The 24,341-nt window shown below is 73.7% G+C and carries 23 protein-coding genes; 6 read left to right on the forward strand and 17 right to left on the reverse strand.

Annotated elements, in window-relative coordinates; all coding sequences use genetic code 11:
* Positions 1–11 precede the first annotated feature (11 nt).
* Both RLT58_RS25370 and RLT58_RS25375 read right to left on the reverse strand, forming a co-directional pair.
* Entirely contained in the window at positions 12–497 is a 486-nt protein-coding gene (locus tag RLT58_RS25370; RefSeq protein WP_311312666.1) for a hypothetical protein, read from the reverse strand.
* On the reverse strand, positions 497–1,537 hold the full coding sequence (locus tag RLT58_RS25375) for a Strvi_7410 family MBL fold metallo-hydrolase (protein WP_311312667.1): 1,041 nt from the start codon (positions 1,535–1,537) through the stop codon (positions 497–499). Before RLT58_RS25375 ends, RLT58_RS25370 begins: the two co-directional genes overlap by 1 nt.
* A gap of 255 nt (positions 1,538–1,792) precedes the next feature.
* On the opposite strand from RLT58_RS25375, the gene RLT58_RS25380 reads away from it, so the two are divergent.
* Together RLT58_RS25380 and RLT58_RS25385 are read left to right on the forward strand one after the other, a co-directional pair.
* Positions 1,793–3,256, forward strand: coding sequence for an aldehyde dehydrogenase (locus RLT58_RS25380; protein WP_311312668.1), 1,464 nt, complete (start codon positions 1,793–1,795; stop codon positions 3,254–3,256).
* Positions 3,256–3,489: a ferredoxin gene (locus RLT58_RS25385; RefSeq protein WP_311312669.1), complete on the forward strand. Its 234-nt coding sequence runs from the start codon at positions 3,256–3,258 to the stop codon at positions 3,487–3,489. The genes RLT58_RS25380 and RLT58_RS25385 overlap by 1 nt, the downstream gene beginning before the upstream one ends.
* An 8-nt stretch (positions 3,490–3,497) precedes the next feature.
* Here the strand turns inward: RLT58_RS25385 and RLT58_RS25390 are convergent, their stop codons facing one another.
* The 8 genes from RLT58_RS25390 to RLT58_RS25425 form a co-directional block, all read right to left on the reverse strand.
* A complete protein-coding gene (locus tag RLT58_RS25390) occupies positions 3,498–4,790 on the reverse strand; it encodes an MFS transporter (RefSeq protein WP_311312670.1) in 1,293 nt (430 codons plus the stop codon).
* Positions 4,791–4,792: 2 nt separating this feature from the next.
* Positions 4,793–5,617 (reverse strand): ABC transporter ATP-binding protein, encoded by an 825-nt coding sequence (locus RLT58_RS25395; protein ID WP_311312671.1) that lies wholly within the window; start codon positions 5,615–5,617, stop codon positions 4,793–4,795.
* Positions 5,614–6,666, reverse strand: a complete 1,053-nt coding sequence (locus tag RLT58_RS25400) for a FecCD family ABC transporter permease (protein WP_311312672.1) — start codon at positions 6,664–6,666, stop codon at positions 5,614–5,616. The genes RLT58_RS25395 and RLT58_RS25400 overlap by 4 nt, the downstream gene beginning before the upstream one ends.
* Positions 6,663–7,706 carry a FecCD family ABC transporter permease gene (locus RLT58_RS25405; RefSeq protein WP_311312673.1) on the reverse strand — a complete coding sequence of 348 codons (1,044 nt, stop codon included), beginning with the start codon at positions 7,704–7,706 and terminating at the stop codon, positions 6,663–6,665. Before RLT58_RS25405 ends, RLT58_RS25400 begins: the two co-directional genes overlap by 4 nt.
* Positions 7,703–8,755, reverse strand: coding sequence for an iron-siderophore ABC transporter substrate-binding protein (locus RLT58_RS25410; RefSeq protein WP_311312674.1), 1,053 nt, complete (start codon positions 8,753–8,755; stop codon positions 7,703–7,705). The genes RLT58_RS25405 and RLT58_RS25410 overlap by 4 nt, the downstream gene beginning before the upstream one ends.
* 245 nt (positions 8,756–9,000) lie before the next feature.
* Entirely contained in the window at positions 9,001–9,771 is a 771-nt protein-coding gene (locus RLT58_RS25415; RefSeq protein ID WP_311312675.1) for a helix-turn-helix transcriptional regulator, read from the reverse strand.
* Positions 9,772–9,780: 9 nt separating this feature from the next.
* Positions 9,781–11,757: a helix-turn-helix domain-containing protein gene (locus tag RLT58_RS25420; RefSeq protein ID WP_311312676.1), complete on the reverse strand. Its 1,977-nt coding sequence runs from the start codon at positions 11,755–11,757 to the stop codon at positions 9,781–9,783.
* Positions 11,758–11,807: 50 nt separating this feature from the next.
* On the reverse strand, positions 11,808–12,629 hold the full coding sequence (locus RLT58_RS25425; protein ID WP_311312677.1) for a 3-hydroxybutyrate dehydrogenase: 822 nt from the start codon (positions 12,627–12,629) through the stop codon (positions 11,808–11,810).
* 255 nt (positions 12,630–12,884) lie between these two features.
* On the opposite strand from RLT58_RS25425, the gene RLT58_RS25430 reads away from it, so the two are divergent.
* The gene (locus tag RLT58_RS25430; protein ID WP_311312678.1) at positions 12,885–14,360 is read left to right on the forward strand and encodes an extracellular catalytic domain type 1 short-chain-length polyhydroxyalkanoate depolymerase; all 1,476 of its coding nucleotides are present in this window, start codon (positions 12,885–12,887) and stop codon (positions 14,358–14,360) included.
* Between the two features lie 50 nt (positions 14,361–14,410).
* Here RLT58_RS25430 and RLT58_RS25435 read toward each other — a convergent pair whose 3' ends face one another.
* The 7 genes from RLT58_RS25435 to RLT58_RS25465 form a co-directional block, all read right to left on the reverse strand.
* Entirely contained in the window at positions 14,411–15,295 is an 885-nt protein-coding gene (locus tag RLT58_RS25435; protein ID WP_311312679.1) for an alpha/beta fold hydrolase, read from the reverse strand.
* A complete protein-coding gene (locus tag RLT58_RS25440; protein WP_311312680.1) occupies positions 15,292–16,407 on the reverse strand; it encodes a branched-chain amino acid ABC transporter permease in 1,116 nt (371 codons plus the stop codon). Before RLT58_RS25440 ends, RLT58_RS25435 begins: the two co-directional genes overlap by 4 nt.
* Positions 16,404–17,291, reverse strand: coding sequence for a branched-chain amino acid ABC transporter permease (locus RLT58_RS25445; protein WP_311312681.1), 888 nt, complete (start codon positions 17,289–17,291; stop codon positions 16,404–16,406). The genes RLT58_RS25440 and RLT58_RS25445 overlap by 4 nt, the downstream gene beginning before the upstream one ends.
* On the reverse strand, positions 17,291–18,037 hold the full coding sequence (locus RLT58_RS25450; protein ID WP_311312682.1) for an ABC transporter ATP-binding protein: 747 nt from the start codon (positions 18,035–18,037) through the stop codon (positions 17,291–17,293). The genes RLT58_RS25445 and RLT58_RS25450 overlap by 1 nt, the downstream gene beginning before the upstream one ends.
* Positions 18,034–18,768, reverse strand: a complete 735-nt coding sequence (locus tag RLT58_RS25455) for an ABC transporter ATP-binding protein (RefSeq protein WP_311314644.1) — start codon at positions 18,766–18,768, stop codon at positions 18,034–18,036. The genes RLT58_RS25450 and RLT58_RS25455 overlap by 4 nt, the downstream gene beginning before the upstream one ends.
* Positions 18,769–18,843: 75 nt before the next feature.
* Positions 18,844–20,085 carry a substrate-binding domain-containing protein gene (locus tag RLT58_RS25460; protein WP_311312683.1) on the reverse strand — a complete coding sequence of 414 codons (1,242 nt, stop codon included), beginning with the start codon at positions 20,083–20,085 and terminating at the stop codon, positions 18,844–18,846.
* Positions 20,086–20,221: 136 nt separating this feature from the next.
* The gene (locus RLT58_RS25465) at positions 20,222–20,833 is read right to left on the reverse strand and encodes a TetR family transcriptional regulator (protein ID WP_311312684.1); all 612 of its coding nucleotides are present in this window, start codon (positions 20,831–20,833) and stop codon (positions 20,222–20,224) included.
* 230 nt (positions 20,834–21,063) lie between these two features.
* Here RLT58_RS25465 and RLT58_RS25470 point away from each other — a divergent pair, with 230 nt between their 5' ends.
* From RLT58_RS25470 to RLT58_RS25480, 3 genes are all read left to right on the forward strand, one after another.
* Complete coding sequence (locus RLT58_RS25470) at positions 21,064–22,395, forward strand: glycosyltransferase family 4 protein (RefSeq protein WP_311312685.1); 1,332 nt, start codon at positions 21,064–21,066, stop codon at positions 22,393–22,395.
* A 74-nt stretch (positions 22,396–22,469) separates the two neighbouring features.
* Positions 22,470–23,240 carry a class I SAM-dependent methyltransferase gene (locus RLT58_RS25475; protein WP_311312686.1) on the forward strand — a complete coding sequence of 257 codons (771 nt, stop codon included), beginning with the start codon at positions 22,470–22,472 and terminating at the stop codon, positions 23,238–23,240.
* Complete coding sequence (locus tag RLT58_RS25480) at positions 23,237–24,310, forward strand: prenyltransferase (RefSeq protein WP_311312687.1); 1,074 nt, start codon at positions 23,237–23,239, stop codon at positions 24,308–24,310. Before RLT58_RS25475 ends, RLT58_RS25480 begins: the two co-directional genes overlap by 4 nt.
* Positions 24,311–24,341: the final 31 nt, after the last annotated feature.

A 24,341-nucleotide genomic window follows, 5' to 3' on the forward strand; every position in this document is an offset into this window, starting at 1 on the left:
CCCCTCCGGCCCTAGGGCGTGCGCCCCGCCCCGGCCGGCCACACCACGTCGACGGGCAGCCCGGCGGCACGCGCCCGCGCCACGGCGTCGGCCGTGCCGCCGGGCCGTCCCGGCGGGTCGTCGCCGTCCCACACGGCGACGAGCCGGTCGGCCCGCCGGAGCAGTTCGGCGTTGGCCGCCGCGTACGCGGCCGGGCCCGCCGTCTCATGAGGGAGCGTCAGCACCTCGGCGGCGGCCCCCACCAGCCGGTCGAAGACGGGCGCGTGGCCGGGAGAGACCACCCCGGCCCGGTAGTCCCGCGAGGGGATCACGACGACCAGACGGCCGCCCGCGGCCGTGATCTCCTCGGCGAACAGGGTGTCGGCCCCCGCCGCCATGCAGGACATTCCGGTGAGGCCGTCGCCGTACCCGGCGATCAGGGTGCGCAGGGCGGCGCGCACGAGCGGCACGCTCTCCTCGGACAGATTCAGGTGCCCGGTCACGGCAAGGGTTGTCATCACACCGCAACGTACGTCACGGGATCGCTCCCCGGCACCGCCTCCGCGCGCCCCAGTTTCACCAGGCGCCGCACATGCGCCTCGGCCTCCGAGACCGCGATGTTGCGTGAGCCGTAGGGGATGTCGGCCCAGGGCCGGTTCCACTCCATCCGCTCGGCCAGCTGCCACGGGGTGAGCGGCCGGGCGAGCAGGGTGAGCAGACCGGTGAGGCGGTCCTCGTGGTGGTCCAGGAGTGCGCGGACGCGGCCGGCCGCGTCCGGGAACGCGTACTGGTGGGCCGGGAGCACCTCGGCCACGCCCAGCCGGCCGATGCGCTCCAGGGAGTCGAGGTAGTCGCCGAGCGGGTCGGTGGCGGTCACCTCGTCCGGGTCCTCGTACAGGCCGACGTGCGGGCTGATGCCGGGGAGCAGATGGTCGCCGGAGAAGAGCCGGCCGCGCCCCGGGAGGCCGGCCGGGTGCTCCTCCTCCAGGTGCAGGCAGACATGGCCCGGCGTGTGGCCGGGGGTCCAGATCGCGCGGAGCCTGCGGCCGGCCAGGCCGAGGAGTTCGCCGGGCACGATCTCGCGGTCCGGGAGCGCCGCCCGCAGCCCGGGCAGGGTGCGCATCCGGCCGCCCTTCTCACGGGCGGCGAGCAGCGGGGCGATGTGGTCCTCGGGGGCGCCGGCCGAGGCCAGTTTGGCGGCGAGGTACGCGAGCCAGGTGCCGGGTTGCGACGCACGGGTGCGGCGGACGATCGCGGTGTCGGCCGCGTGCATCGCGATCCAGGCCCCGGACGCCTCGCGGACCTGGCCGGACAGCCCGTGGTGGTCGGGGTGGTGGTGGGTGACGACCACCCCGTGGATGTCCGCGATGCCGACGCCGACGGTTCCGAGCCCGGCCGCGAGGGTGTCCCAGGCCGCCGGGTCGTCCCAGCCGGTGTCGATCAGGACGGGGCCCCGGTCGGTGTCCAGGACGTGCACCAGGGTGTGGCCCAGCGGGTTGTCCGGGATGGGGACCTCGATGCTGTGGACGCCCCCACCGTGGTTGATCACCTGCGTCATGGACTCCCCCTCTCTGCGCGGCCTCGGCGGCGTGCGGGGTACGGCCACGACGCGCCGCCGTCCACTGTAACGAGAACTTGTTCCAGTGGTAGCCCCGGTCGACCATTCTCGGGGATCGTGCGGGTGTTGTCCCCGCCGTGGACTCCTGCAACTGGAACTGGTATCAGTTCTGACACCAAGTCAGAAAGTCAGATGTGAACCGGCCGACGCGTCGGACGGGTCGGGCCACGTGCCGCGTCGCGGGAGGCAGCAGCCATGAGCGAGCTTGTCGAACACGGAAAACTGTTCATCGGCGGGGAGTGGGCGGATCCGCTCGGGCGGGAGGTCATCGAGGTCGTCTCGCCGCACACCGAAGAGGTCATCGGCCGGGTGCCGCACGCCGCCGAGGGAGACGTGGACCGGGCCGTCGCCGCCGCCCGGCACGCCTTCGACCACGGGCCCTGGCCCCGGATGACCCTCGACGAGCGGATCGCCGTCGTCACGCGGATCAAGGACGCCTTCGCCGTGCGGTACGAGGAGATCGCCCGGGTCATCAGCGCGCAGAACGGCACCCCGTACACCTCCGGTGTCATGGTGCAGGCCCTCGCCGCGATGATGGTGTGGGACGCGGCGATCACCGTCGCCCGCTCCTTCCCGTACGAGGAGCGGCGGGACGGGGCCCTCGGGCCGCTGCTCGTGCGGCGGGAGCCGGTGGGTGTGGTCGCGGCCGTCGTGCCGTGGAACGTGCCCCAGTTCACCGCCGCCGCCAAACTCGCCCCCGCGCTGCTCGCCGGGTGCTCGGCCGTTTTGAAGGTGTCGCCCGAAACGCCCCTGGACGCCTACCTGCTGGCCGAGATCGCCGCCGAGGCCGGGCTGCCCGATGGCGTGCTGTCGATCCTGCCCGCCGACCGCGAGGTGAGCGAGTACCTCGTGGGGCACCCCGGCGTCGACAAGGTCTCCTTCACCGGGTCGGTCGCCGCGGGCCGGCGCGTCATGGAGGTCGCCTCGCGCAACCTCACCCGGGTCACCCTCGAACTCGGCGGGAAGTCCGCCGCCGTGATCCTCCCCGACGCCGACCTGGACACCGCCGTCGCGGGCATCGTGCCCTTCGCCTGGATGATCAACGGCCAGGCCTGTGTGGCCCAGACCCGCATCCTCGTACCCCGTTCCCGGTACGCGGAGACGGCCGAGGCGTTCGCCGCCGCGGCCGGTGCGCTGAAGGTCGGGGACCCGCTGGACCCCGCCACCGAACTCGGCCCGCTCGTCGCGCGGCGCCAGCGGCAGCGCTCCCTCGACTACATCCGCATCGGCCAGGACGAGGGCGCCAAGATCCTCACGGGCGGCGGCCGTCCGGCCTCCCAGGAGCGCGGCTGGTATGTCGAGCCCACGCTCTTCGGCGATGTCGACAACTCCATGCGCGTCGCCCGCGAGGAGATCTTCGGGCCGGTCATCTGCCTGCTGCCGTACGGCGACGAGGACGAGGCCGTACAGATCGCCAACGACTCCGATTACGGGCTCAGCGGCAGTGTCTGGACCGCCGACACCGAGCGCGGCATCGGCATCGCCCGCCGGGTCAGGACGGGCACGTACAGCGTGAACACCTTCAGCCTCGACATGCTCGGCCCGTTCGGCGGCTACAAGAACTCCGGTCTGGGGCGGGAGTTCGGGCCCGAGGGGTACGGCGAGTACTTCGAGCACAAGATGATCCATCTGCCCGCCGGGTACGGGGGCGAGGGCTGATGGGGGACCGCTGGAGCGTCGAGGTCGACCGAGGGGTCTGCATCGGCTCGGGGATGTGCGTGAACCACGCGCCGGACGGCTTCCGGCTGGACTCCGCCCGCCAGTCCCACCCCGTCGAAGGGGAGGCCGACGCCAACGAACGGGTCCTGGCCGCCGCCGAGGGCTGCCCGGTCGAGGCCATCACCCTCACCCTGGCCGACACCGGAGAAGTGGTGTTCCCGCCGGAGGAGTAGCCGCGGGCTCAGCGGCTCAGCGGCTCCCCGGGGAGGGCGGCGGTCTGCCCGGCGCGGCTGCGGGCGTCCTCGTCGGTCTCGGCGTCGTAGCTCAGGAGCCTGGGCAGCGCCGCGGCGAGCGCGGCCACCGCGGCGACACAGGCCAGCCCGCCCGTCCAGATCGCGGGGCGGGCGCCCGTCCAGCCGGCCATGGCTCCGGCGCGGACCTGGCCGAGCTGCGGTCCGACGCTGTAGGAGAGGACCTCGATGCCGGCGAGGCGGCCGCGCAGCCGGTCCGGGATGGTCTGGTTCCAGATGGTCGAGCGGCCGAGCCCGCTGAGCATGTCCCCGGCCCCCGCCAGGCCGAGGCAGACCAGCACCCAGGCGATGTCCGACACCCAGCCGGCCGCGGCGATGGCCAGCCCCCAGCCGGCGGCGCCGAAGACCACCAGCAGGCCGTGCCGCCGGGTCCGGGAGACCCAGCCGCTGGTCAGGCTGACCAGCAGCGCCCCGGCCGAGCCCGCCGCGTACATCAGCCCCAGCGCCCAGTCGGCGTCCAGGTCGTCCGCGAGGAAAGGGAAGATCGTGTTCGGGAAGGCGAAGAACATCGCCGCCATGTCGATCGCGTACGTCCCCAGCAGCACCGGCTTGGACCAGGCGTAGCGCGCCCCCTCCGCGATGCCGCGCCAGGACGGCTTCTCCGCGTGCTCGACGGGCGGTACGGGCGAGAGCCGGCGGCACATCAGGACGGACAGGCCGAAGCAGACCACGGTGGTGGCGTATGCCGGGACGTTGCCCGCGTACGCGACCACGAGGCCCGCCACCGAGGGGCCGGCGATCGCGCCGGTCTGCCAGCGCAGGGCGTTCAGCGCGGCCGCCGCGGCCAGCTGGTCGTGCGGGACGATCCGGGCCATCAGCGAGTCCAGCGCCGGGCGTTGGAGTCCGGCGAGGGCCGCCACCAGGGCCGCGACCACGTAGAGCGGCCACAGCATGGGGTGCGGCAGCATCGCGTTCACCAGCAGGACCACGGCGACCAGGCCGAGCCCCGCCTCGGTCGCCACGATGACCTTGCGCCGGTCCACGGCGTCGGCGAGCGCGCCGCCGTACAGCCCGAAGACCACCAGCGGCACGAGCTCGACCGCGCCCATCGCGCCGACCGCGAGCGGGGAGCCGGTCAGGTCCTTGATCTGGAGCGGCAGCGCGATCAGCGCCATCACGCTTCCGAGGTAGGCGACAAGGCCCTGGACCCACAGGAGCCGGAAGTCCCGGGAGGAGCGCCAGGGTGTGAGGTCGGGCAGCAGCGCGGCGAGCTTCCGGGCCATGGTCAGCGGCTCCCGACGGGGTCGCCGGCCGCCGAGTGGTGGCGTCCGATCGGCAGGACGAGCGGTTTGCCGGAGACCGGGTCCGCGATGACGCGGCTCTCCATGCCGTAGACGGCCCGGACCGTGTCCTCGGTCATCACCTCGTCGGGCGTTCCGGCGGCGTGCAGCCGGCCGTCGGCCAGGGCGACGAGCCGGTCCGCGTACCGGGCGGCCAGATTGAGGTCGTGCAGGACCATGGCGATGGTGGTGCCCCGGCTCCGGTTCAGGTCGGTCAGCAGGTCAAGGACCTCGATCTGGTGGCTGATGTCGAGGAACGTGGTGGGCTCGTCGAGCAGCAGCAGATCGGTCTGCTGGGCCAGGGCCATCGCGATCCACACCCGCTGGCGCTGCCCGCCGGAGAGCTCGTCGACCGCCCGGTCCATCAGTTCCGTCGTCGCGGTGGCCTCCAGCGCGGCGGTGACCGCGGCGTCGTCCTTCTCCGTCCAGCGGGAGAAGGCGCGCTGGTGCGGGTGGCGGCCGCGGCCGACCAGGTCCAGCACGGTGATGCCCTCGGGTGTCACCGGCGACTGCGGCAACAGGCCGAGTGTGCGGGCGAGTTCCTTGGCCGGGGTGCGGTGCACCTCCTTGCCGTCCAGGACGACCCGGCCGGCGCGCGGGGCGAGCAGCCGGGACATCGACCGCAGCAGCGTCGACTTGCCGCAGGCGTTGGCGCCGACGATCACCGTGATCCTCCCGGCGGCCAGGGTCAGATCCAGGCCCTCGATGACGGCACGGTCGCCGTAGCCGAGGGTGAGGCTTTCGGTGGAGAGGGTGTGGGACGCGGTCACAGTGAGCCTCCGGCCCGGTTGGTGCGGACGATCAGATAGACGAGGTAGGGCGCCCCGAGCACGCCGGTGACGACGCCCACGGGATACCGGGTGGCGAAGGCGTACTGGCCGGTGAAGTCGGCGACCAGGACGAGCAGGGAGCCCACCAGGCCGGCCGGCACCAGCAGGGAGCCGCCGGTCCCCACCAGCCGGGCGGCGATCGGCCCGGACAGGAACGCGACGAACGCGATCGGCCCGGCGGCGGCCGTGGCGAACGCGATGAGCCCCACGGCCGCGACGATGACCGTGACCCGGGTGCGTTCGACGCGGACGCCGAGCGCGGACGCGGTGTCCTCGCCCAGGCTCAGCGCGCCCAGGCTGCGGCCCTGGTGCAGCAGCACCGGGGTGAGCAGCAGCGCGGCGACGACGGCCGGCACGGTCTCCTGCCAGGTGGTGCCGTTGAGGCTGCCGGTGAGCCAGCGCATCGCTGCCTGGAGGTCCCACTCGGCGGCCTGCGACAGGACATAGGAGGTGACGCTGTCGAGCAGGGCGGAGACGCCGATGCCGATGAGGATGAGCCGGGTGCCGGCGACGCCGTCGCGGAAGGCGAGCGTGTACACGAGCAGGGCCACCCCGAGCGCGGCGGCGATCGCCACCACCGACACCTCGGTCCCGCCCATCGAGAAGGTCACGATGGCGAGCGCGGCCGCCGCGCTCGCCCCGGAGCTGATCCCGATGATGTCGGGGCTGGCGAGCGGGTTGCGGAGCATCGTCTGGAAGGTGACACCGGCGATGCCGAAGCTGAACCCCGCCGTCAGAGCGAGCACGGCCCTCGGCAGCCGCAGCCGGCCGACGGTGAAGGACGCCCCCGGCACGTCCTCGCCCAGCACGACGCGCAGCACGTCCCGGGCGGGATAGAAGGTGTGCCCGGCCATGAGCGCCGTGGCGAACGCCGCGACGACGAGGGCCAGCAGGATCACGACGACGTGCCGCCGCCGGTACGCGCGGCGCACCCGGGCGCGGGTGACGGACCGCAGCGCGGACGGGCCGCTGACGGCAGGGGCGCTCACAGTGATCTGACCTTCTGTCGGCGGACGATGTGAATGAAGAAGGGGGCGCCGACCAGCGCGGTCACGATGCCGACGTCGATCTCGGACGGCCGGGCCACGACCCGCCCCACCACGTCCGCGACGGTGAGCAGGACGGCGCCGCCCAGCGCGGAGAACGGCAGCAGCCAGCGGTGGTCGACGCCCGCCAGGAGCCGGCAGGCGTGCGGGACGACGAGGCCGACGAAGGCGATCGGGCCGGCGACGGCGGTGGACGCCCCGCACAGCACGACCGCGCCGAGCGCCGCGGCCCCCCGGACCAGGGCCACCCGCTCGCCCAGCCCCGCGGCCAGCTCGTCGCCCAGGGCCAGCGAGTTGAGGGCGCGGGCCGAGGCCAGGCAGATCACGAAGCCGACGCCGAGGAACGGGGCGACGGTGCCGAGCTGCCCGTACGAGGCGCCCCCGACTCCGCCGATCTGCCACAGCCGGAAGGTGTCGGAGATGTCGTTGCGCGGCAGCACGACCGCGCTCACCAGCGAGGCGAGGGCCGCCGATGTCGCCGCGCCGGCGAGGGCCAGCTTCAGCGGGGTGGCCCCGCCGCGCCCCAGCGAGCCGACGCCGTACACGAACGCGGCGGTCAGACCGGCACCCAGCAGGGCCACCCAGATGTACGCGGACGCCGAGGCGAGGCCGGCGTACGCCATGGCGGTGACCACGGCGAGCGAGGCACCCGTGTTGACGCCGAGGATGCCGGGGTCGGCGAGCGGGTTGCGGGTGACGCCCTGCATCACCGCGCCGGACAGGCCCAGCGCGGCGCCCACGACGACGGCCAGGAGCGTACGCGGGATGCGCCGGGTGACCGCCGCCTCCTCCAGGGTGCCGTCCGCCCCGCCGAGCGCCGACCAGACGTCGGACCAGGCGACGTCACGGGAGCCGAAGGCGAGGGAGGCGGCCACGGCGGCGGCCGGCACGGCCACGACCACGAGGAGCCAGAGCACACGGACCCGTGCCGGGCGCCGTACGGATACGGCGTCCGGCACGGGCGGGGGCGCGGTTGCGGTCACGCGGCCTTGTCCGCGGCAGCGGCGAGCGCCTTCACGTAGTCCTCCAGGACGTACGGGATGGACAGCGGGGTCGGGTTGGCGGCGGTGGCCTGCGGGGTGGAGCCGGGCAGCAGATAGATGGAGCCCTGCTTGACGGCGCTCAGCTTCGAGGTCAGCGGGTCGCTCTTGAGCGCGCCGAGCAGTTCACCCTTGTCGTCGCCGTAGCCGGTGACGATGTCGACGTCGTTGAAGTCGTCGATGTGCTCGGCGCTCTTGGTGAGGACGAACTTCGTCGTGGACTTCGACGGTTCGGCGATGCTGGCCGGGATCTTCAGACCGAGGTCCTCGAAGAACAGCGTGCGGGTGTCGTGGGCGGTGTAGAAGCCGACCTCGCTGACGTCCTTGGACGACACATGGGTCATGAACATCGCCGTTTTGCCCTTGATCTGCGGGTACTTGGCGACGGTCTTCGCGATCCGCCCCTCCAGGTCGCCGATCAGCGCGTCGCCCTCGGCCGCCAGGCCGATGGCCTTGCTGTTCAGCCGGATGATGTCGCGCCAGGGGGTCGCCCAGGCGGCCTCGGGGTAGGCCACGACCGGCGCGATGCGGCTCAGGGTCTCGTAGTCCTGCTCGGTGAGCCCCGAGTACGAGGCGAGGATGACGTCCGGCTCGGTGTCGGCGACCGCCTCGAAGTCGATGCCGTCGGTCTCGTCGAACAGGACCGGCGTCTTCGCGCCGAGCTCCTTGAGCCTGGCCTCGGTCCAGGGCAGCACGCCGTCCCCGTCGTCGTCGCCGAAGTTGGCCTTGGCCATGCCGACGGGGACGACGCCGAGCGCGAGCGGTACTTCGTCGTTGGCCCAGTTCACGGTGGCCACCCGCTCGGGCTCGGCGGGGATGACGGTGGTCCCGAGCGCGTGCTTGATCGTCACGGGGAACTGTCCGGCGGCGGCGGTGCCCTTGCCGGACGCGGCGGCGCTGTCGTTCCCGGCCCCGTCCTGGCCGCCGCAGGCGGCGAGGCCGAGCAGGAGGGCTGCGGAGAGGGCGATTGCGCGAAGGCGGGGTGTTCTCATCGACCCGGGTGTCACTTTCGGTCGGGGATGCCGGACTCACGCATCCGGACCGCGGATCAGGGTCGTGGAGCAGGGCATCACGCTTGCAACAGCAAACTTAGGTAAGGCTTGCCTGAGGCAGCTTATGTGCCCGGCGCGCCCCCATCAATCGAGCCTTTTCGACAGCCCTTGTAGCGATCGGGACACGCGCCGGGGCATGGACCGGCCGAGCCGCGCGGCGTGCGCGCGGCATGGGAACGAAGGGGTCAGCCCACCCGGAAGGTGCCGGGCGTCGTGCCGGTCGTCCGCCGGAACGCCGCTCCGAAGGCGCTCGCCGAGCGGTAGCCGACCGCGTCCGCCACCGTGTCGACGTCGAACCCGCTCGAAAGGAGCCGCACCGCGTGCTGCGCCCGCACCCCGGCCACCCAGCGGGCGAAGCTCGTCCCCGTCTCCGCCTGGAACGCGCGGGTCAGGGTGCGGGCGCTGCACCCGAGGGCGGACGCCCAGTCGGTCAGCGTCCGCTGGTCGGCGGGGTCGGCCCGGACCGCGTCCGCGATCGGCCGCAGCAGCGCGGAGGTGGGCAGCTGCACCAGCAGCGCCCGGGGCGAGGGGTGCAGCACATCGAGGATCATCGCCTCGGTCACGGCCCGCGAACGCGCCGGCAGGTCCGCCTGCTCCAGCCGCTCCAGCAGCAGCCGGAGCAGCGGGGTGATGTCCACCGCCACCGGCTCGTCCGGCAGTGCCGAGACGGTGCCGTGCCGGAAGAAGTGCGCCCGGTACGAGGTGCCCGCGACCGCGGAGGCCGAGTGCAGCTGTCCCGCCGGCATCCACAGCCCCAGCGACGGCGTGATGCACCACACCTGGGTCCCCACCACGGCCGTGGACGCGCCGTGCTCGTTCCACAGCAGCTCGTGCCAGGGGTGGGAGTGCGCGTTCCAGACCGTGTCGGCGGCCACGGCCTCCTCGTACCCGTGGATCACGAAGGGCACGTCCACCTCGCCGGCGGCGAGCGTCGGCAGCTCCCTGGTGACACGCATACGAACAGGCTAGACGCTGTCCCGGCCGGCCCCCGACAGCAGATGCAGCCGCAGTGCCAGTTGCAGTTCCAGCGCCCGGTTCGGCTCGTTCCAGTCGGGGCCCAGCAGGACCTGGACGCGGTCCAGCCGCTGCACCACCGTGTTCACATGGACGTGCAGTTCGTCCTTGGCCCGGATCAGGCTGCCGCCCGCGCCGAAGTACGCGCTCAGCGTCCGCACCAGATGGGTGCCGCGCTGGGCGTCGTACTCCAGCAGCGGACCCAGCGTCGCCGCCACGAAGCCGTCGACGTCCTGGGCGTTGCCCAGCACCACGCCGAGGAAGCCGAGTTCGTCCACACAGGCGCCCTCGCCGGTGCGCCCCAGCACCCGCATCGCCCGTAGGCAGCGCGTCGCCTCGCCGTAGGCGGCGGCCAGCTCGCGCGGGCCCCGGGCGGGTCCGGCGGCGGCCACGGTGACCGGGGACTGGGCGAGCTGGCCCAGCTGGGCCGCCGCCGCACGGGCCGCCGCCCCCGCACCGGCGCCGCCGTCCTCGATCAGCAGCACCACCGCGCCCGCGTGTTCGGCGCTCACGCCCCGGGTGTCCGCGCCGAACAGATAGCGCATCGCGGCCGGGGCCAGCCGCTCTTGGACGCCCGTCTCCGCCACGAGCAGCAGATGCGGGCGGTCCAGGTCGATGCCCAGACGCCGTCCGCGCTCGGCGAGCCCCGCCGGGTCGCGGCCGCTGTCGGCCAGCAGATCGGCGATCAGCTCACCGCGTATCCGGTTCTCCGTCTCGGCCACCGTGCGCCGCAGCAGCAACAGCAGCCCGGTCACCACCGACGAGCGCTCGAACAGCCGCCGGTCGGAGTCGTCCAGCGGCCGGCTCCGGTGCAGCACCAGACCCGCCAGGAGCTCCTGCCCGGCGAGCACCGCGCAGACCACCCGGCCCTCGCGGTGCACGGCCCGGGCCCCAGTACGGGACTCCTCGGCCGCCTCCGCCAGCCAGCCGGCGTCCATGCTGTCGGCGGCGAAGCCCGTGCCGTCCGGGCGGACGGCGGCCAGCGGGCGGCCGCCCGGGTCGTGGATGGTCAGCGGGGAGCCCAGCAGCCCGGCGACGGCCGCCGCCACATCCGTGACGTCCCTGCCCCGCAGCACCAGGTCCGTCAGCCGGTCGTGCGACTCCTCGGCCCGCCGCATGGCCGCCGAGTGGGCCCGCACCGAGGCGTTCGCCTCGGCCAGCTCCGCGTTCGCCTCCGCCAGTTCGGCCAGCGCCGACGTGGTGTCGGCGAGCGCGCGGGCCGTGTCGATGGCGATCGCGGCGTGCGCGGCCAGCGAGCACAGCAGCGCCACCTCGTCGGGGCTGAAGACCCGGGGCGCCCGGTCGGCCGCGAACAGGACGCCGATCACCTTGCCCGTGCCGCCCCGGCTGGAGCCGAGCAGCAGCGGCACGCCCAGGATGGCGACCAGCCCCTCGTCCAGCACCCCGGCGTTGATGTTGCGGGTGTGGTGGAAGCGGTCGTCGGTGCGGTAGTCCGGCGTCGCGTAGGGACTGGCCGTCTGCGCCACCAGCCCGCCGAGCCCCTCGCCCAGCTCCAGGCGCAGCCGCTGGAAGAGCACCGAGACCGAGCCGTCCGTCACCCGCATGTAGGTGTCGCCCGCCTCCTCGTCCGGGAGGGTCAGATACGCGGTGTCCGTGCCCAGCAGCATCCGGGCCCGCCGCACGATCGCCTTCAGTACGTCGTCCAGATCGCGCGAGGCGGCCAGGTCGCCCGCCGTGTCGAAGAGCGCGGTGAGCTGGAGCTCGCGGCGCCGGTGCTGGCGCAGCGCGCCCCGGATCCGCAGCGCGCTCGCCGTCGCCCGCTCCACCTCGGCCAGCTCACCGGCGCCCACCCCGTCCTCCCGCGCCTGCGAGAACACCGCGCCCAGCGCCTCGGCGGGCGCGTCGTCGGCCAGCAGGTCGAACAGGCGCCGGAGGTGGGGCGCGGCGGAGGGGAGCGGTTCAGACATGGCGGCCAGCGTTCGTGGGAGGAGGACGGGGAGGGATCCGGGGAGCGTCGTCAGTTCGCGGTCCAGCCGCCGTCCATCGAGAGCGAGGTGCCCGTGATGTGTCCGGTGCGCGGACCGCACAGCCACAGGACCGCCTCGGCGACGTCCGCCGGTTCGATCAGCCGCTTGATCGCGCTGCGCTCCAGCATCACCCGCCCCACCACCTCCGCCTCGGAGATGCCGTGCGTCCGGGCCTGGTCGGCGATCTGGTTCTCGACCAGGGGGGTGCGCACATATCCGGGGCTGACGCAGTTGCTCGTCACCCCGTGCTCCGCCGCTTCGAGCGCGACCACCTTGCTCAGCCCCTCCAGTGCGTGCTTGGCCGTCACATAGGCCGACTTGTACGGGCTCGCGCGCAGGCCGTGCACCGAGGAGATGTTGACCACGCGCCCCCAGCCGCGTTCGTACATGCCCGGCAGGGTCCGGCGCAAGATGCGGAACGGGGTCTCCACCATCACGCGCTGGATCAGCGCGAACCGGTCCGGCGGGAACGCGTGCACCGGGGCCACGTGCTGGAGCCCCGCGTTGTTGACGACGACGTCCGCGTCGGCCGGCAGGGTGTCCACCACGGCCGGGTCGGACAGATCGACCACCCAGGCCGTCCCGCCGATCTCCTCCGCCAGGCCCTTCGCGGCCTCCCCGGCCTTGTCCACCACATGCACATGGGCGCCGGCGGAGGCGAGCGCCCGCGCACAGGCCCGCCCGATCCCGCTCGCCGCACCGGTCACCAGCGCGGTGCGTCCGGCCAGGATCGGCTCTGCGGGCAGCTGCGAGGGGCCGCCGCCGGGGAAGGGCGCGGCGGGCTCGTGATCCGGTCTGGGGGAAGTCTCCATGGCCGTCACCGTAGGTACGCGGCGGCCCGTGTCACACGGCGCCGGTGCACACACCCTCCCGCCCCGGCATGGTTGCGGCGTACATGGTGCCGCTCCCCGCCGGGGCGCCGCGGCGGGGACCGCGCGGGCCGCGCAAGGGACCCGCCGCACACACCCCGCACCCGCCGGTGTCCGCCTGCCACATGGGCGCGCGGGACGGCTGCTCGTAGGTTCCGGCAGCAGCCCCACCCCCGCACACCGACCAGGGAGGCACCCGTGCGCCCATCGATCCTGAGACGTCTTCTCCGCCGCGTCGCGTCCACGGCCGCGCTCGGCCTGCTCGCGGCGACGCTGAGCACCGCGGCCGGCGCCCAGCCCGCCGCCGCGGCCGCCGGCCTCCAGCAGGTCACCGGCTTCGGCTCCAACCCCGGCAATCTCCAGATGTACGCCTACACCCCGGCCGGTCTTCCCGCGAACGCGCCGCTGGTCGTCGCCCTGCACGGCTGCACCCAGACGGCGAACGCGTACTACACCAACTCCGGCTGGCCGAAGTTCGCCGACAGCTGGGGCTTCTCCGTCGTCTTCCCGCAGACCACCTCCGCGAACAACGCGCTGTCCTGCTTCGGCTGGTTCGACCCGGCCGAGGACACCCGGGGCAAGGGCGAGGCCGCCTCCGTCGTGCAGATGGTCGAGTACGCGAAGCAGCACTACGGCTCCGACGGCCGCCGGGTGTACGTCACCGGGCTCTCGGCGGGCGGCGGGATGACCGCGGACCTGCTGGCGGCCTACCCCGACGTGTTCGCGGGCGGCTCGGTGGCCTCCGGGCTGCCGGCCCAGTGCGCGACGAGCCAGGCGGCCGCCTCGGGCTGCCAGACCGGCCCGCAGAAGCTGACGCCCGCCCAGTGGGGCGACAAGGTCCGGGCCGCCTATCCCGGCTACAGCGGTCCCTGGCCCCGGGTGGCGATCTGGCAGGGCACCTCGGACTACACGGTCTACCCGGCCAACGCGACGGCCCTGCGCGACCAGTGGACGGACGTCTGGGGCATCGGCCAGACCCCGTCGTCCACCGACACCCTGCCGGGCAACACCACCCGCAGCGTCTACAACGACGCCTCGGGGAACCCGGCCGTGGAGACGTACTCCGTCTCCGGCATGGGCCACGGCCTGCCGGTCAGTCCGGGCTCGGGCGGCCAGCAGTGCGGGACCACGGCCGCCTACTTCCTGAGCGCGATCTGCTCGACGTACTACACGGGCGTCTTCTGGGGCCTGGACGGGGGCGGCTCCGACCCCGGCGACGGCCGGCTGCCGGCCCCCGGGGGCGTGAGCGTCACCGGCACCACCGGCACCACGGCCTCCCTGTCCTGGAACGCCGTCCAGGGGGCCGCCTCCTACGCCCTCTACCGGGACGGGGCCCAGGTCGCCTCGCCCACCGGCACGTCGTACACGGACACCGGCCTCACCGCCGGGACCGCCTACCGCTACACCGTGGCGGCCGTGGACGGATCGGGCACGGCGGGCACCGCGTCGGCCCAGGTGACGGTGACCACCACCGGAGGCGGCACCCCGGCCCAGTGCTGGACCGCGACCAACTACGCCCAGGTCGCGGCGGGCCGGGCCCACACCAGCGGCGGATACGTCTACGCCAACGGCTCGGAGCAGAACATGGGCCTGTACAACGTCTTCGTCACCCACACCCTCAAGGAGTCACCCGCGGGGTACTTCGTGATCGCGGACAGCGGCTGCACCGGCTGAGCGCGCCAGGGACCGGGTCCGGCGGCGAACTGCCGGACCCGGTCCGCGCGTCAGGCGCGCGCGAGCGCCACCAGCCGGTCGGCGATCTCACGGGCGCCCCGGTCGCCGGTGAGGACCGTGTAGTGGTTCACGTCCTTCACCGCCACCGGCTCCACCCGGGTCCCGGACAGGCCGGCGGCGGCGAGCCGGCTCTCGTCGTACAGGCCCTGCTCCTCGTCCATCAGACCGCGCGCCGCCCACAGCAAAGTGGCGTCGGCGGGCAGCTCGCGCACCGCCGTGAGGACCTCCTCGTCGAAGAGGCCGACGCCGTCCGTGCGGACCGCCTCGATCCGGCAGGTCGAGCGCAACCGCGGCTCCTCGCCCGTCAGATCGCGCTGGATGTACGCGTCCACCTCGTCCGACCAGGCGCCCGCGAACGCCGGATGCGCCTGCCAGAACGCGCGATAGGCCGCCCGGTCCTGGAAGGTCATCGACAGCCGGTCCATCGCCGGGCCGATCACCGCCGTCATCAGCTCGTCGGGCGTCAGATGCGTGGGCGCGGGGAAGCCGACGCCGCCGTCGACGAGCAGCAGCGGGCCGAACCGTTCCGGATGGCGCACCGCCGCCAGCGCCGCCACGAACGCGCCCATCGAATGGCCCGCCAGCACCACCCGGTCCAGGCCCAGGGCCCCGGTCAGGGCGGCGACGTCGTCGGTGTGCGCGGCGATGCCGTACGGGCCGGGCAGGCCCGAACTCCCGGCCCTGCCCCGCAGGTCCGGCGCGACCAGCGTGACGCGCCCGGCCAGCTGCCGGGCCACCGCGCCCCAGGACAGGGCGTTGGCCGTGATGCCGTGCAGCGCCACCACCGTCGGCGCGTCCGGACCGGCGGCCGGCCAGCGCAGCGCGGCCAACGCGCCCCCGTTCACCGGGATGTCGATCTCCTCGTACGGAATCACTGGTCTCCGGTCTCCTTCCGGTGCGCGACGGCCCTCAGTCGGGACGGCAGCCGGGCCAGGCCGCCCGGCAGCAGATGTACCACGGCCACGAACAGCACGCCCAGCAGGAACAGCGGCTGGGAGAGCGGGACGCGGAGCACGGCCGGCAGGTCCGCGACGGTGCCCGAGCCGGCCAGGTCGCCGAGCCGGTGGTCCGCCCAGGTGTAGAGGATGCCGCCGACCATCGGGCCCCAGCGGGTGCCCGAGCCGCCCAGCACCACCATCACCAGCAGCGACAGCGTGAAGTCCGATGTGGTCGTCTGCGGGGTGGAGCCGCCCGTCAGCAGCAGATGCACGATCCCGCCGAGCGCCGCGAGCGCCCCCGCGACGACGAAGGCCGTCAGCTTGAATCCGTACGGCTTCAGGCCCAGCACCTCCACCCGGCGCTCGTTCTCCTTGATGCCCTCCCAGACGCGCCCGGTGGGGGAGCGGACCGCCCAGTGGACGACGCCCAGGGTGAGGACGAGATAGGCGAGGGCGATCCAGTAGAGGTTCGCCGTGTTGTCGATGCCGACGAGCGAGGAGGGCAGCAGGTCCGCGGGGGCCGCCCGGCCCTCCTCGCCGCCGGTGATGCCGCCGGGGTCCCGGGAGACCAGGATCGAGCCCGCCTGGGCGAAGGCCAGCGTCACCATGGAGAAGCCGATCCCGGTGACGCGCAGGCTCACCGACCCCAGGACCAGCGCCAGCGCGATGCCGAACAGCAGGCCGAGGAGAGCGGCGAGCGCGAACGGCAGCCCCGCCTCCAGCAGGAAGAGGTTGGTGGCGTAGCTGCCCGCCGCGAAGTACAGGGCGTGGCCGAACGAGAGGAGCCCGGTGCGCCCGAGCAAAAGGTCGTAGCCGGTGGCCAGGGCGCCGAACAGCAGGCAGGCGGCCATCAGTTGCAGACTGCCCGCGCTGCCGGGCGGGCCGTCGAGCAGCCCCGGCACCGGCACGGAGCTGAACGGCGCGACCACCAGGACGAGCAGGACGGCGGCCGGCCACCAGCGCAGCAGCCGTCCCGCCCGGCCGGCGGGTGCCGGGGCGGCTGGAGTGCCGTGCCCGGTGTGTGCGTGTGTCTCGGTGGCGGTGCTCACGCGAGCCTCCCGGTCAGTCCGCGCGGCCGGATCAGCAGCAGCACGGCGAGCAGGACGACGACCGCCAGATCGCCGAGTCCCGCCGCGGTGTAGTAGTTGGCGAACTGCTGGACCAGGCCGATGACCACGGACGCCGCGGCGGTGCCGGTCACCGACCCCATGCCGCCGGTGACCACGACGACGAACGCGAAGATGAGCAGCGAGGTGCCCTGGCGCGGGTCGACCGAGCCGAAGTACAGCCCGCCGAGCGCTCCGCCGAGTGCGGCGGCGCAGCCCCCGATCGCGAACACCAGCGTGAACGCCCTGCGGACGTCGATGCCGAGCGCGGTGACCATCGCCCGGTCCTCGACCCCGGCCCGGACGACGAGACCGTGCCGGGTCCGGCCGAGGAACAGCCGCAGCGCCACCAGGACCACGACGGCGGCGGCGACCAGCACCACCCGGTTGACCGGGACCTGGGCGCCCAGCAGTCCGAAGGTCCCGGACAGCGCCTCGGGCCCAGGGAAGGTCCGGGCGTCCGAGCCCCAGACGCCGGAGAGCAGCGCCGGGACGGCGAGCCCGACGCCGACCGTGGCGAGCACCTGCTCGCGCGGCCGGGTGTAGAGCGGGCGGACGACGCCGAGTTCGAGGAGCACGGCGGCCGCGGTGCCCACCGCCGTACCGAACAGGACCGCCAGGACGAAGCCGGCGCCGCCGGGGCCCGCGCCGGGCAGATGCCCGGACGCGGCCCACCAGGTGCCGTACGCGCCGATGGACAGCAGGGCCCCGTGCGCGAAGTTGAGGACGTCCATCAGGCCGAAGATCAGCGAGAGTCCGGACGCGACGAGGAAGTAGAGGGCTCCCAGACCGAGTCCGGTCATGGTGAGCAGCACGAGGGTGGACATCAGGAATCCGCCTTCACGGAAGGGGGTGCGGTGACCGGGCCGTGGCCCACGCCGAGCAGCCGGCGGGCCGCCTCGGCGTCACCGAGCAGTTCGGCCGCCGGGCCCCGGTGTGCGGTCCGGCCGTCGGCGAGGACCACGCAGTGCCCGGCCAGCCGGCGGACGACCGCGAGGTTCTGTTCCACCAGCAGGACCGGCACCGCCTCGGCGGCCCGCTCCAGCACCTGCGCCACCTCGGTGACCACCTTCGGCGCCAGGCCTTTGGTGGGCTCGTCCGCGATGATCAGCCGGTTGGAGTTGAGCAGAGTGCGGCCGATGGCGACCATCTGCTGCTGCCCGCCGGACAGCGTCCCGGCCAACTGACGGGCCCGCTTCCTGAGTTCGGGGAAGAGCTCATGGACCAGCCCGTACGCGGGCTCGCCCGCGCCGCGCCGCTCGGCCAGCCGCAGGTTCTCCGCCACGGTCAGCCCGGCGAAGACTCCCCGGTCCTCGGGGGCGTAGCCGATGCCGCGCCGGACCAGGGCGTGCGTGGGCAGGGCCGCGGTCTCCTCGCCGTCGAGCCGGACACTGCCGGCGCGCGGGACGAGACCGAGGATGCCCAGGACGGTGGTGGTCTTCCCGGCGCCGTTGCGGCCCAGCAGAGCGGTCACGCCGTGGGCGGCGACGTCCAGGTCGACGCCGTGCAGGATGTGCCGGCCGCCGATCAGGACCCGCAGGTCCCGCACGGTGAGCAGGGGGTGCCCGCTCACAGCCCCTCCCCGAGGTAGGCCTGCTGCACGGTCGGGTCGGCGGTCACGGCCGCCGGGGTGTCCAGGGCCAGCAGCCGGCCGTGGTGCATCACGGCGAGCCGGTCGGCCAGGCTCAGCAGGACGTCCATGTGGTGCTCGACCATGAGGACCGTGCGGCCCTCGTCCCGGTGCAGGGTGCGGATCAGCTCGGTGAGCGCCGGGACCTCCTCGGCGCTCACCCCGGCCATCGGCTCGTCGAGCAGCATCAGCCTCGGCTCGCCCACCAGCAGCACGGCCAGCTCAAGCTTCCGCTTCTCGCCGTGCGACAGTGCGGCGGCCGAGGCCCCGGCCCGGTGGCCGAGACCGGTGCGCTCCAGGACGCCGGCGACCTCGGCGGTGTACGGGTCGGCGCGCCGCCACAGGCGGTACGAGCCGCCCCGGGCGGCCTGCGCGGCCAGCCGGACGTGGTCGGCCACGGTCATGGCGGGCCAGAGGCTGGACGTCTGGAAGGTCCGGCCCACGCCCCGCCGGGCCCGCACGTGCGCGGGCCGGTCCGTCATGTCGGCGCCGTCGAGCGCGATCGTGCCGGCGGTCGGCAGGGTCAGTCCGCTGATCAGGTTGAACAGGGATGTCTTGCCGGCCCCGTTGGGGCCGATGAAGGCAAGGAACTCGCCCTCGCGGACGCTCAGGGCGATGTCCTCGACGATCGTCGCGCCGCCGACGCTCCAGCCGAGCCCGTCCAGCCGGAGCACGGGGTCCGGGGCGCCGGCGGGATCCGCCGGGCCGTCCCGGTGGCCGAGGGTGCGGGGTTGGGGTGCGGTCACGGTTCAGCCCGCCGAGGGCTTCACGGGCGGTGCCACGGTGTCGCTCGGCTCGGTGTCCAGCAGTTCGGGCTTCAGGGCGGCGCCCTTGCCGGTCAGCCGGGCCACGAACATGGGCTGCACCAGCGCGTGGTCCTCGGCCCGCACCTGCGCCTTGCCCTTGACCCCGTCGAAGCTCCAGCCCTCCAGGGCCTTGACCATCGCGGCCGGATCGGTGGCGCTGCCCTCGGCGATCGCGTGCACGATCATCTGGGCGGCGGTGAAGCCGTCCGGGGTGAACAGGTCGGGGGTGCCGCCCGCCTTCGTCACCGCGTCGAGCATGGCCTTCTCCACGGCGTTGCCGCCGCCCGCGCCCGGGAAGTAGTGCGCCAGGAACGACACCTTGGCCCCGGCCGCCCCGAACACCGGATAGGAGGCGGTGCCGGCGAGCCCGGTGACGACCTTGCCCGCGCCCAGCACCCCCTGCTGGTCCAGCGCGGTCCACAGCGCCGGGGCGGTGGACCCGGCCCAGGCGACGAAGACCAGGTCCGGCCCGCCCGCCTTGACCTGACGGGCGAACGGCGTCAGGTCCGTCGCGCTCGGCGGCGCCAGCACGGAGCCCACCTTCGCGCCCTTCGCGCCGAGCACCCCCTTCACCGCGGTCACGTTGGCCTGGCCGAAGGTGGAGTCCTGGGCGAGCACCGTGACCTTCTTGCCCTCGGCGTCCCCGAGCATCGCCCCCGCCGTCAGGATGTCCTGGTAGGACTGCCGGCCCGAGCGGAAGGTGTAGCCGTTGATGCCGGTCACCGCGTCGGTGGCCGCCGGGCCGCTGACGTAGAGCACCTTGTTCTGGGCGGCGAGGGGTGCCATCTGGAGGGCGACGCCGGAGTCGGTGGTGCCGGCCAGCACCTTGTAGCCCTTGCCGATGAGGTTCTTCGCGGCGGAGACGGCCTTGCCCGGGTCGCCCGCGTCGTCCTGCTCGGTCACCTCGATGCGGTGGCCCGCGACCTTCCGGGTGCCCTTGGTCGCGTAGTCCAGGCCCGCCATGAAGCCGTCGCGGTACTGCTTGCCGTAGTCCGCGAGCAGGCCGGTCCGGGAGTAGACCAGGCCGACCTTCACGGCCGCGTCGTCGGCGGACTTCCCCGGGCCGGAGTCGCCGGCCTTTCCGGCGGCGGTGCAGCCGGTCAGCAGCAGACCGGCGGCGGCCAGGACGGCGGCGGTACGGACGGGGGTGCGGGATCTGCGGGATCTGCTGGCTGTGCGACGCATGGCGACCGGCTCCTCGGCGTGTTCCTGTGATGTCGCCGAACCGTATGAACACCGTGCCGTCGTCGATATGGTGCAGGGCACCCCACCTGGCCCGTACGGCGTGTGGGCGCCGCACATGGGCAGGACCGCGAGGAAGTCAGGGGGCGGGGTCCGGCGCCGTCAGGGCGATCAGCCGGCACACCGTCTCGATGTCTATCTTCACCTGGGCGATCGACGCCCGGCCCGACAGCCAGGTGATCAGCGCGGAGTGCCAGGTGTGCTCGATCACCCGGACGGCCGAGAGCTGCTCGGGCGTCGGGTCCGCGGTGCCCATCGCGTCCAGGACGATCGCCGTCGTGAGCCGTGAGACGGTGTCCACCTCGGGGCTCACGCTGCGGTCCGCGAAGGTCAGCGCCCGCACCATGGCGTCCGCCAGATGGGGTTCGCGCTGCATCGCGCGGAAGGCCCGCATCAGGGTGTCGGCGACCCGCTCCGCCGCGTCGTTCCCGGCCGGGGGGCGCTTGCGCAGCGTCCCATGCATGTGCTGGAGCTGGTCCTGCATGGTGGCGACCAGGAGGTGGATCTTGGAGGGGAAGTAGCGGTACAGGGTGCCCAGGGCCACTCCGGCGGCCTCCGCCACCTCGCGCATCTGGACGGCCTCGAAACCGCCCTTGCTGGCGAGCTGGGCGCTGGCGTGCAGGATGCGGCGGCGGCGGGCCTCCTGGCGCTCCGTCAGGGGCGGCGATGCCGGTCGGGCTTCCGCTGTCATGTGTCCCATCCCCGTGGCTTCTCTCCGCGACCGCGAGGACGCGGCGGCCGGTACGGCGGCGCACAGCATGCCAGGGTGTGTGCCGTGGCGCGAATCACCTGATCCGGCCGTTGCACCGACGCTACCTGCCGGTAGATTCGTAGCTCATTGAACGATCAAGTCTGAAACTTGTTCTAGATTAGCGTGAGCGGTTACGCTCCGGCGAACACGCAGTGAGAAGGGGGCCGAGTGTGACCGCTGAGGCCATAGAGTCGGGCCCCCGCACGGGCGTCGATACGTCGGGTACGGGCGCCGGTGACGGGCCGCTGCGCATCGCGCTCCTCACGTACAAGGGCAACCCCTTCTGCGGCGGCCAGGGCGTCTACGTACGCCACCTCGCGCGCGAGCTCGCCCGCCTCGGCCACAGCGTCGAGGTGATCGGCGCCCAGCCCTATCCGGTGCTCGACGAGGGCGTCCCGCTCACCGAGCTGCCCAGCCTCGACCTCTACCGGCAGCCCGACCCGTTCCGCACCCCGGAGCGCGGCGAGTACCGGGACTGGATCGACGCGGCCGAGGTCGCCACGATGTGGACCGGCGGCTTCCCCGAACCGCTCACCTTCAGCCTGCGCGCCCGGCGCCATCTCGCCGCCCGGCGCGGCGAGTTCGACGTCATCCACGACAACCAGACGCTCGGCTACGGGCTCCTCGGAGACCTCGGCGCCCCCCTCGTCACCACGATCCACCACCCCATCACCGTCGACCGGCAGCTCGACCTGGACGCGGCCCCCAACCGCCGCCGCCGCGCCTCCGTCCGCCGCTGGTACGCCTTCACCCGGATGCAGAAGCGGGTCGCCCGCCGGCTGCCGTCCGTGCTCACCGTCTCCGGCTCCTCCAAGCAGGAGATCGTCGACCACCTCGGGGTGCAGCCCCGCCGCGTCCATGTCGTGCACATCGGCGCCGACACCGACCTCTGGTCGCCCGACCCGTCGGTCGCCGAGGTCCCCGGCCGGATCGTCACCACCTCCAGCGCCGACGTCCCGCTCAAGGGCCTCGTCCACCTCGTCGACGCGCTCGCCAAGCTCCGTACCGACAACCCCGCCGCGCACCTCGTCGTCGTCGGCCGGCGGGCCGAGGACGGGCCGGTCGCGCAGGCCATCGAGCGGCACGGGCTCGGGGACGCCGTCGAGTTCGTCAAGGGCATCAGCGACACCGACCTCGTCGACCTGGTGCGCAGCGCCCAGATCGCCTGCGTCCCGTCCCTGTACGAGGGCTTCTCGCTGCCCGCCGCCGAGGCCATGGCCACCGGCACCCCGCTCGTCGCCACCACCGGCGGAGCCATCCCCGAGGTCGCGGGCGCGGACGGCGAGACATGCCTCGCGGTGCCGCCCGCCGACGCCGGGGCGCTGGCCGACGCGCTCGGCCGGCTGCTCGGCGACCCGGAGCTGCGCGCGCGGCTCGGGGCCGCGGGCCGCGAGCGGGTGCTCGCCCGGTTCACCTGGAAGCAGGCCGCGATCGGCACCGCCGCGCTCTACCGGGAGGCGATCGCCGCCCGCGCCGCCACCGGCCCCGGCGGCCGACGGTGACACCGCCCCGCCCTCCGGGCCCCTGACGCTCCGCCCTCCCCCTCCCGACCCCTCGACCGCGAAAGCAGGCATTCGTGCTGACCGTGGACTTCACCCGCTTCCCGCTCGCCGCAGGCGACCGAGTGCTCGATCTGGGCTGCGGCGCCGGACGCCACGCCTTCGAGTGCTACCGGCGCGGCGCCCAGGTGGTGGCTCTCGACCGGAACGGCGAGGAGATCCGCGAGGTCGCGAAGTGGTTCGCCGCGATGAAGGAGGCCGGGGAGGCCCCGGAGGGCGCCACCGCCACGGCGATGGAGGGCGACGCGCTCAACCTGCCCTTCCCCGACGAGTCCTTCGACGTCGTGATCATCTCCGAGGTCATGGAGCACATCCCCGACGACAAGGGCGTGCTCGCCGAGATGGTCCGGGTCCTGAAGCCCGGCGGGCGCATCGCGATCACCGTCCCGCGCTACGGCCCCGAGAAGGTCTGCTGGGCGCTGTCCGACGCCTACCACGAGGTCGAGGGCGGCCACATCCGCATCTACAAGGCCGACGAGCTGCTCGGCAAGATCCGCGGCGCCGGCCTCAAGCCCTACGGCACCCACCACGCGCACGCGCTGCACTCGCCGTACTGGTGGCTCAAGTGCGCCTTCGGCGTGGGCCGCGACGGCGAGGACGCGGCGCTGCCGGTGCGGGCGTACCACAAGCTCCTGGTCTGGGACATCATGAAGAAGCCGCTGGCCACCCGGGTCGCCGAGCAGCTGCTCAACCCGGTCGTCGGCAAGAGCTTCGTGGCGTACGCGACCAAGCCCCACCTGCCCGCCGCCGCGGTGCGCGACGGCGACGTTGCCAAGGCCGAGGCGTGAGTCTTCCCGAGCGGACCGAACACCTCGTCCTGCCCGGGGTCCTGACCGCCGGGCAGGCCGCCGAGACCGTCGCCGCGCTGCTCGCCGAGCAGTGCGAGGACGGTGCGCTGCCGTGGTTCCGGGGCCACCACCTCGACCCGTGGGACCACACCGAGGCCGCGATGGCCCTGGACGCGGCCGGTGAGCACGAGGCCGCCGCCCGCGCGTACGACTGGCTCGCCCGCAACCAGAACGCGGACGGCTCCTGGTACGCCGCCTACCACGACGGCGACCCGCAGCGGCCGACCGACCGGGGCCTGGAGACCAACTTCTGCGCCTATGTGGCCGTCGGCGTCTGGCACCACTACCTCGCCACCGGCGACGACGCGTTCGTCGACCGCATGTGGCCGACGGTCTTCGCGGCCGTCGAGTTCGTCCTGCGGCTCCAGCAGCCCGGCGGCCAGATCGGCTGGAAGCGCGAGGCCGACGGCACCCCGGTGACGGACGCGCTGCTGACCGGCTCCTCCTCCGTCCACCAGGCCCTGCGCTGCGCGCTCGCACTCGCCGAACGCCGCGAGGAGCCGCAGCCCGACTGGGAGCTGGCGACCGGGGCGCTGGGGCACGCGATCCGCAGCCACCCGGAACGCTTCCTCGACAAGAGCCACTACTCGATGGACTGGTACTACCCGGTCCTCGGCGGCGCGCTCACCGGCGAGGCGGCCACGCGGCGGATCGAGGAGGGCTGGGACCGCTTCGTCGTGCCGGGCCTCGGGGTGCGCTGTGTGCTGCCCAACCCCTGGGTGACGGGCGGCGAGAGCTGCGAACTGGCCCTGGCCCTCTGGGTGATGGGCGAGTCCGACCGGGCCCTGGAGATCCTCCAGTCCATCCAGCATCTGCGCGCCGAGGGCGGGATGTACTGGACGGGGTACGTCTTCGAGGGGAACCGCGCCTTCTGGCCCGAGGAGCACACCACCTGGACCGCCGGTTCACTGCTGCTGGCGGTGGCCGCCCTCGGGGGGGACGAGGCGACCACCGCGGTCTTCAGCGGGGAAAGGCTGCCCAGGGGGCTGGAGCCGGACTGCTGCGGCTGACGCGCTGATCCTCGGGTGCGCCGCCGCCTCC

It is taken from the genome of Streptomyces sp. ITFR-16 (genome assembly GCF_031844705.1).
Taxonomy (GTDB): Bacteria; Actinomycetota; Actinomycetes; order Streptomycetales; family Streptomycetaceae; genus Streptomyces.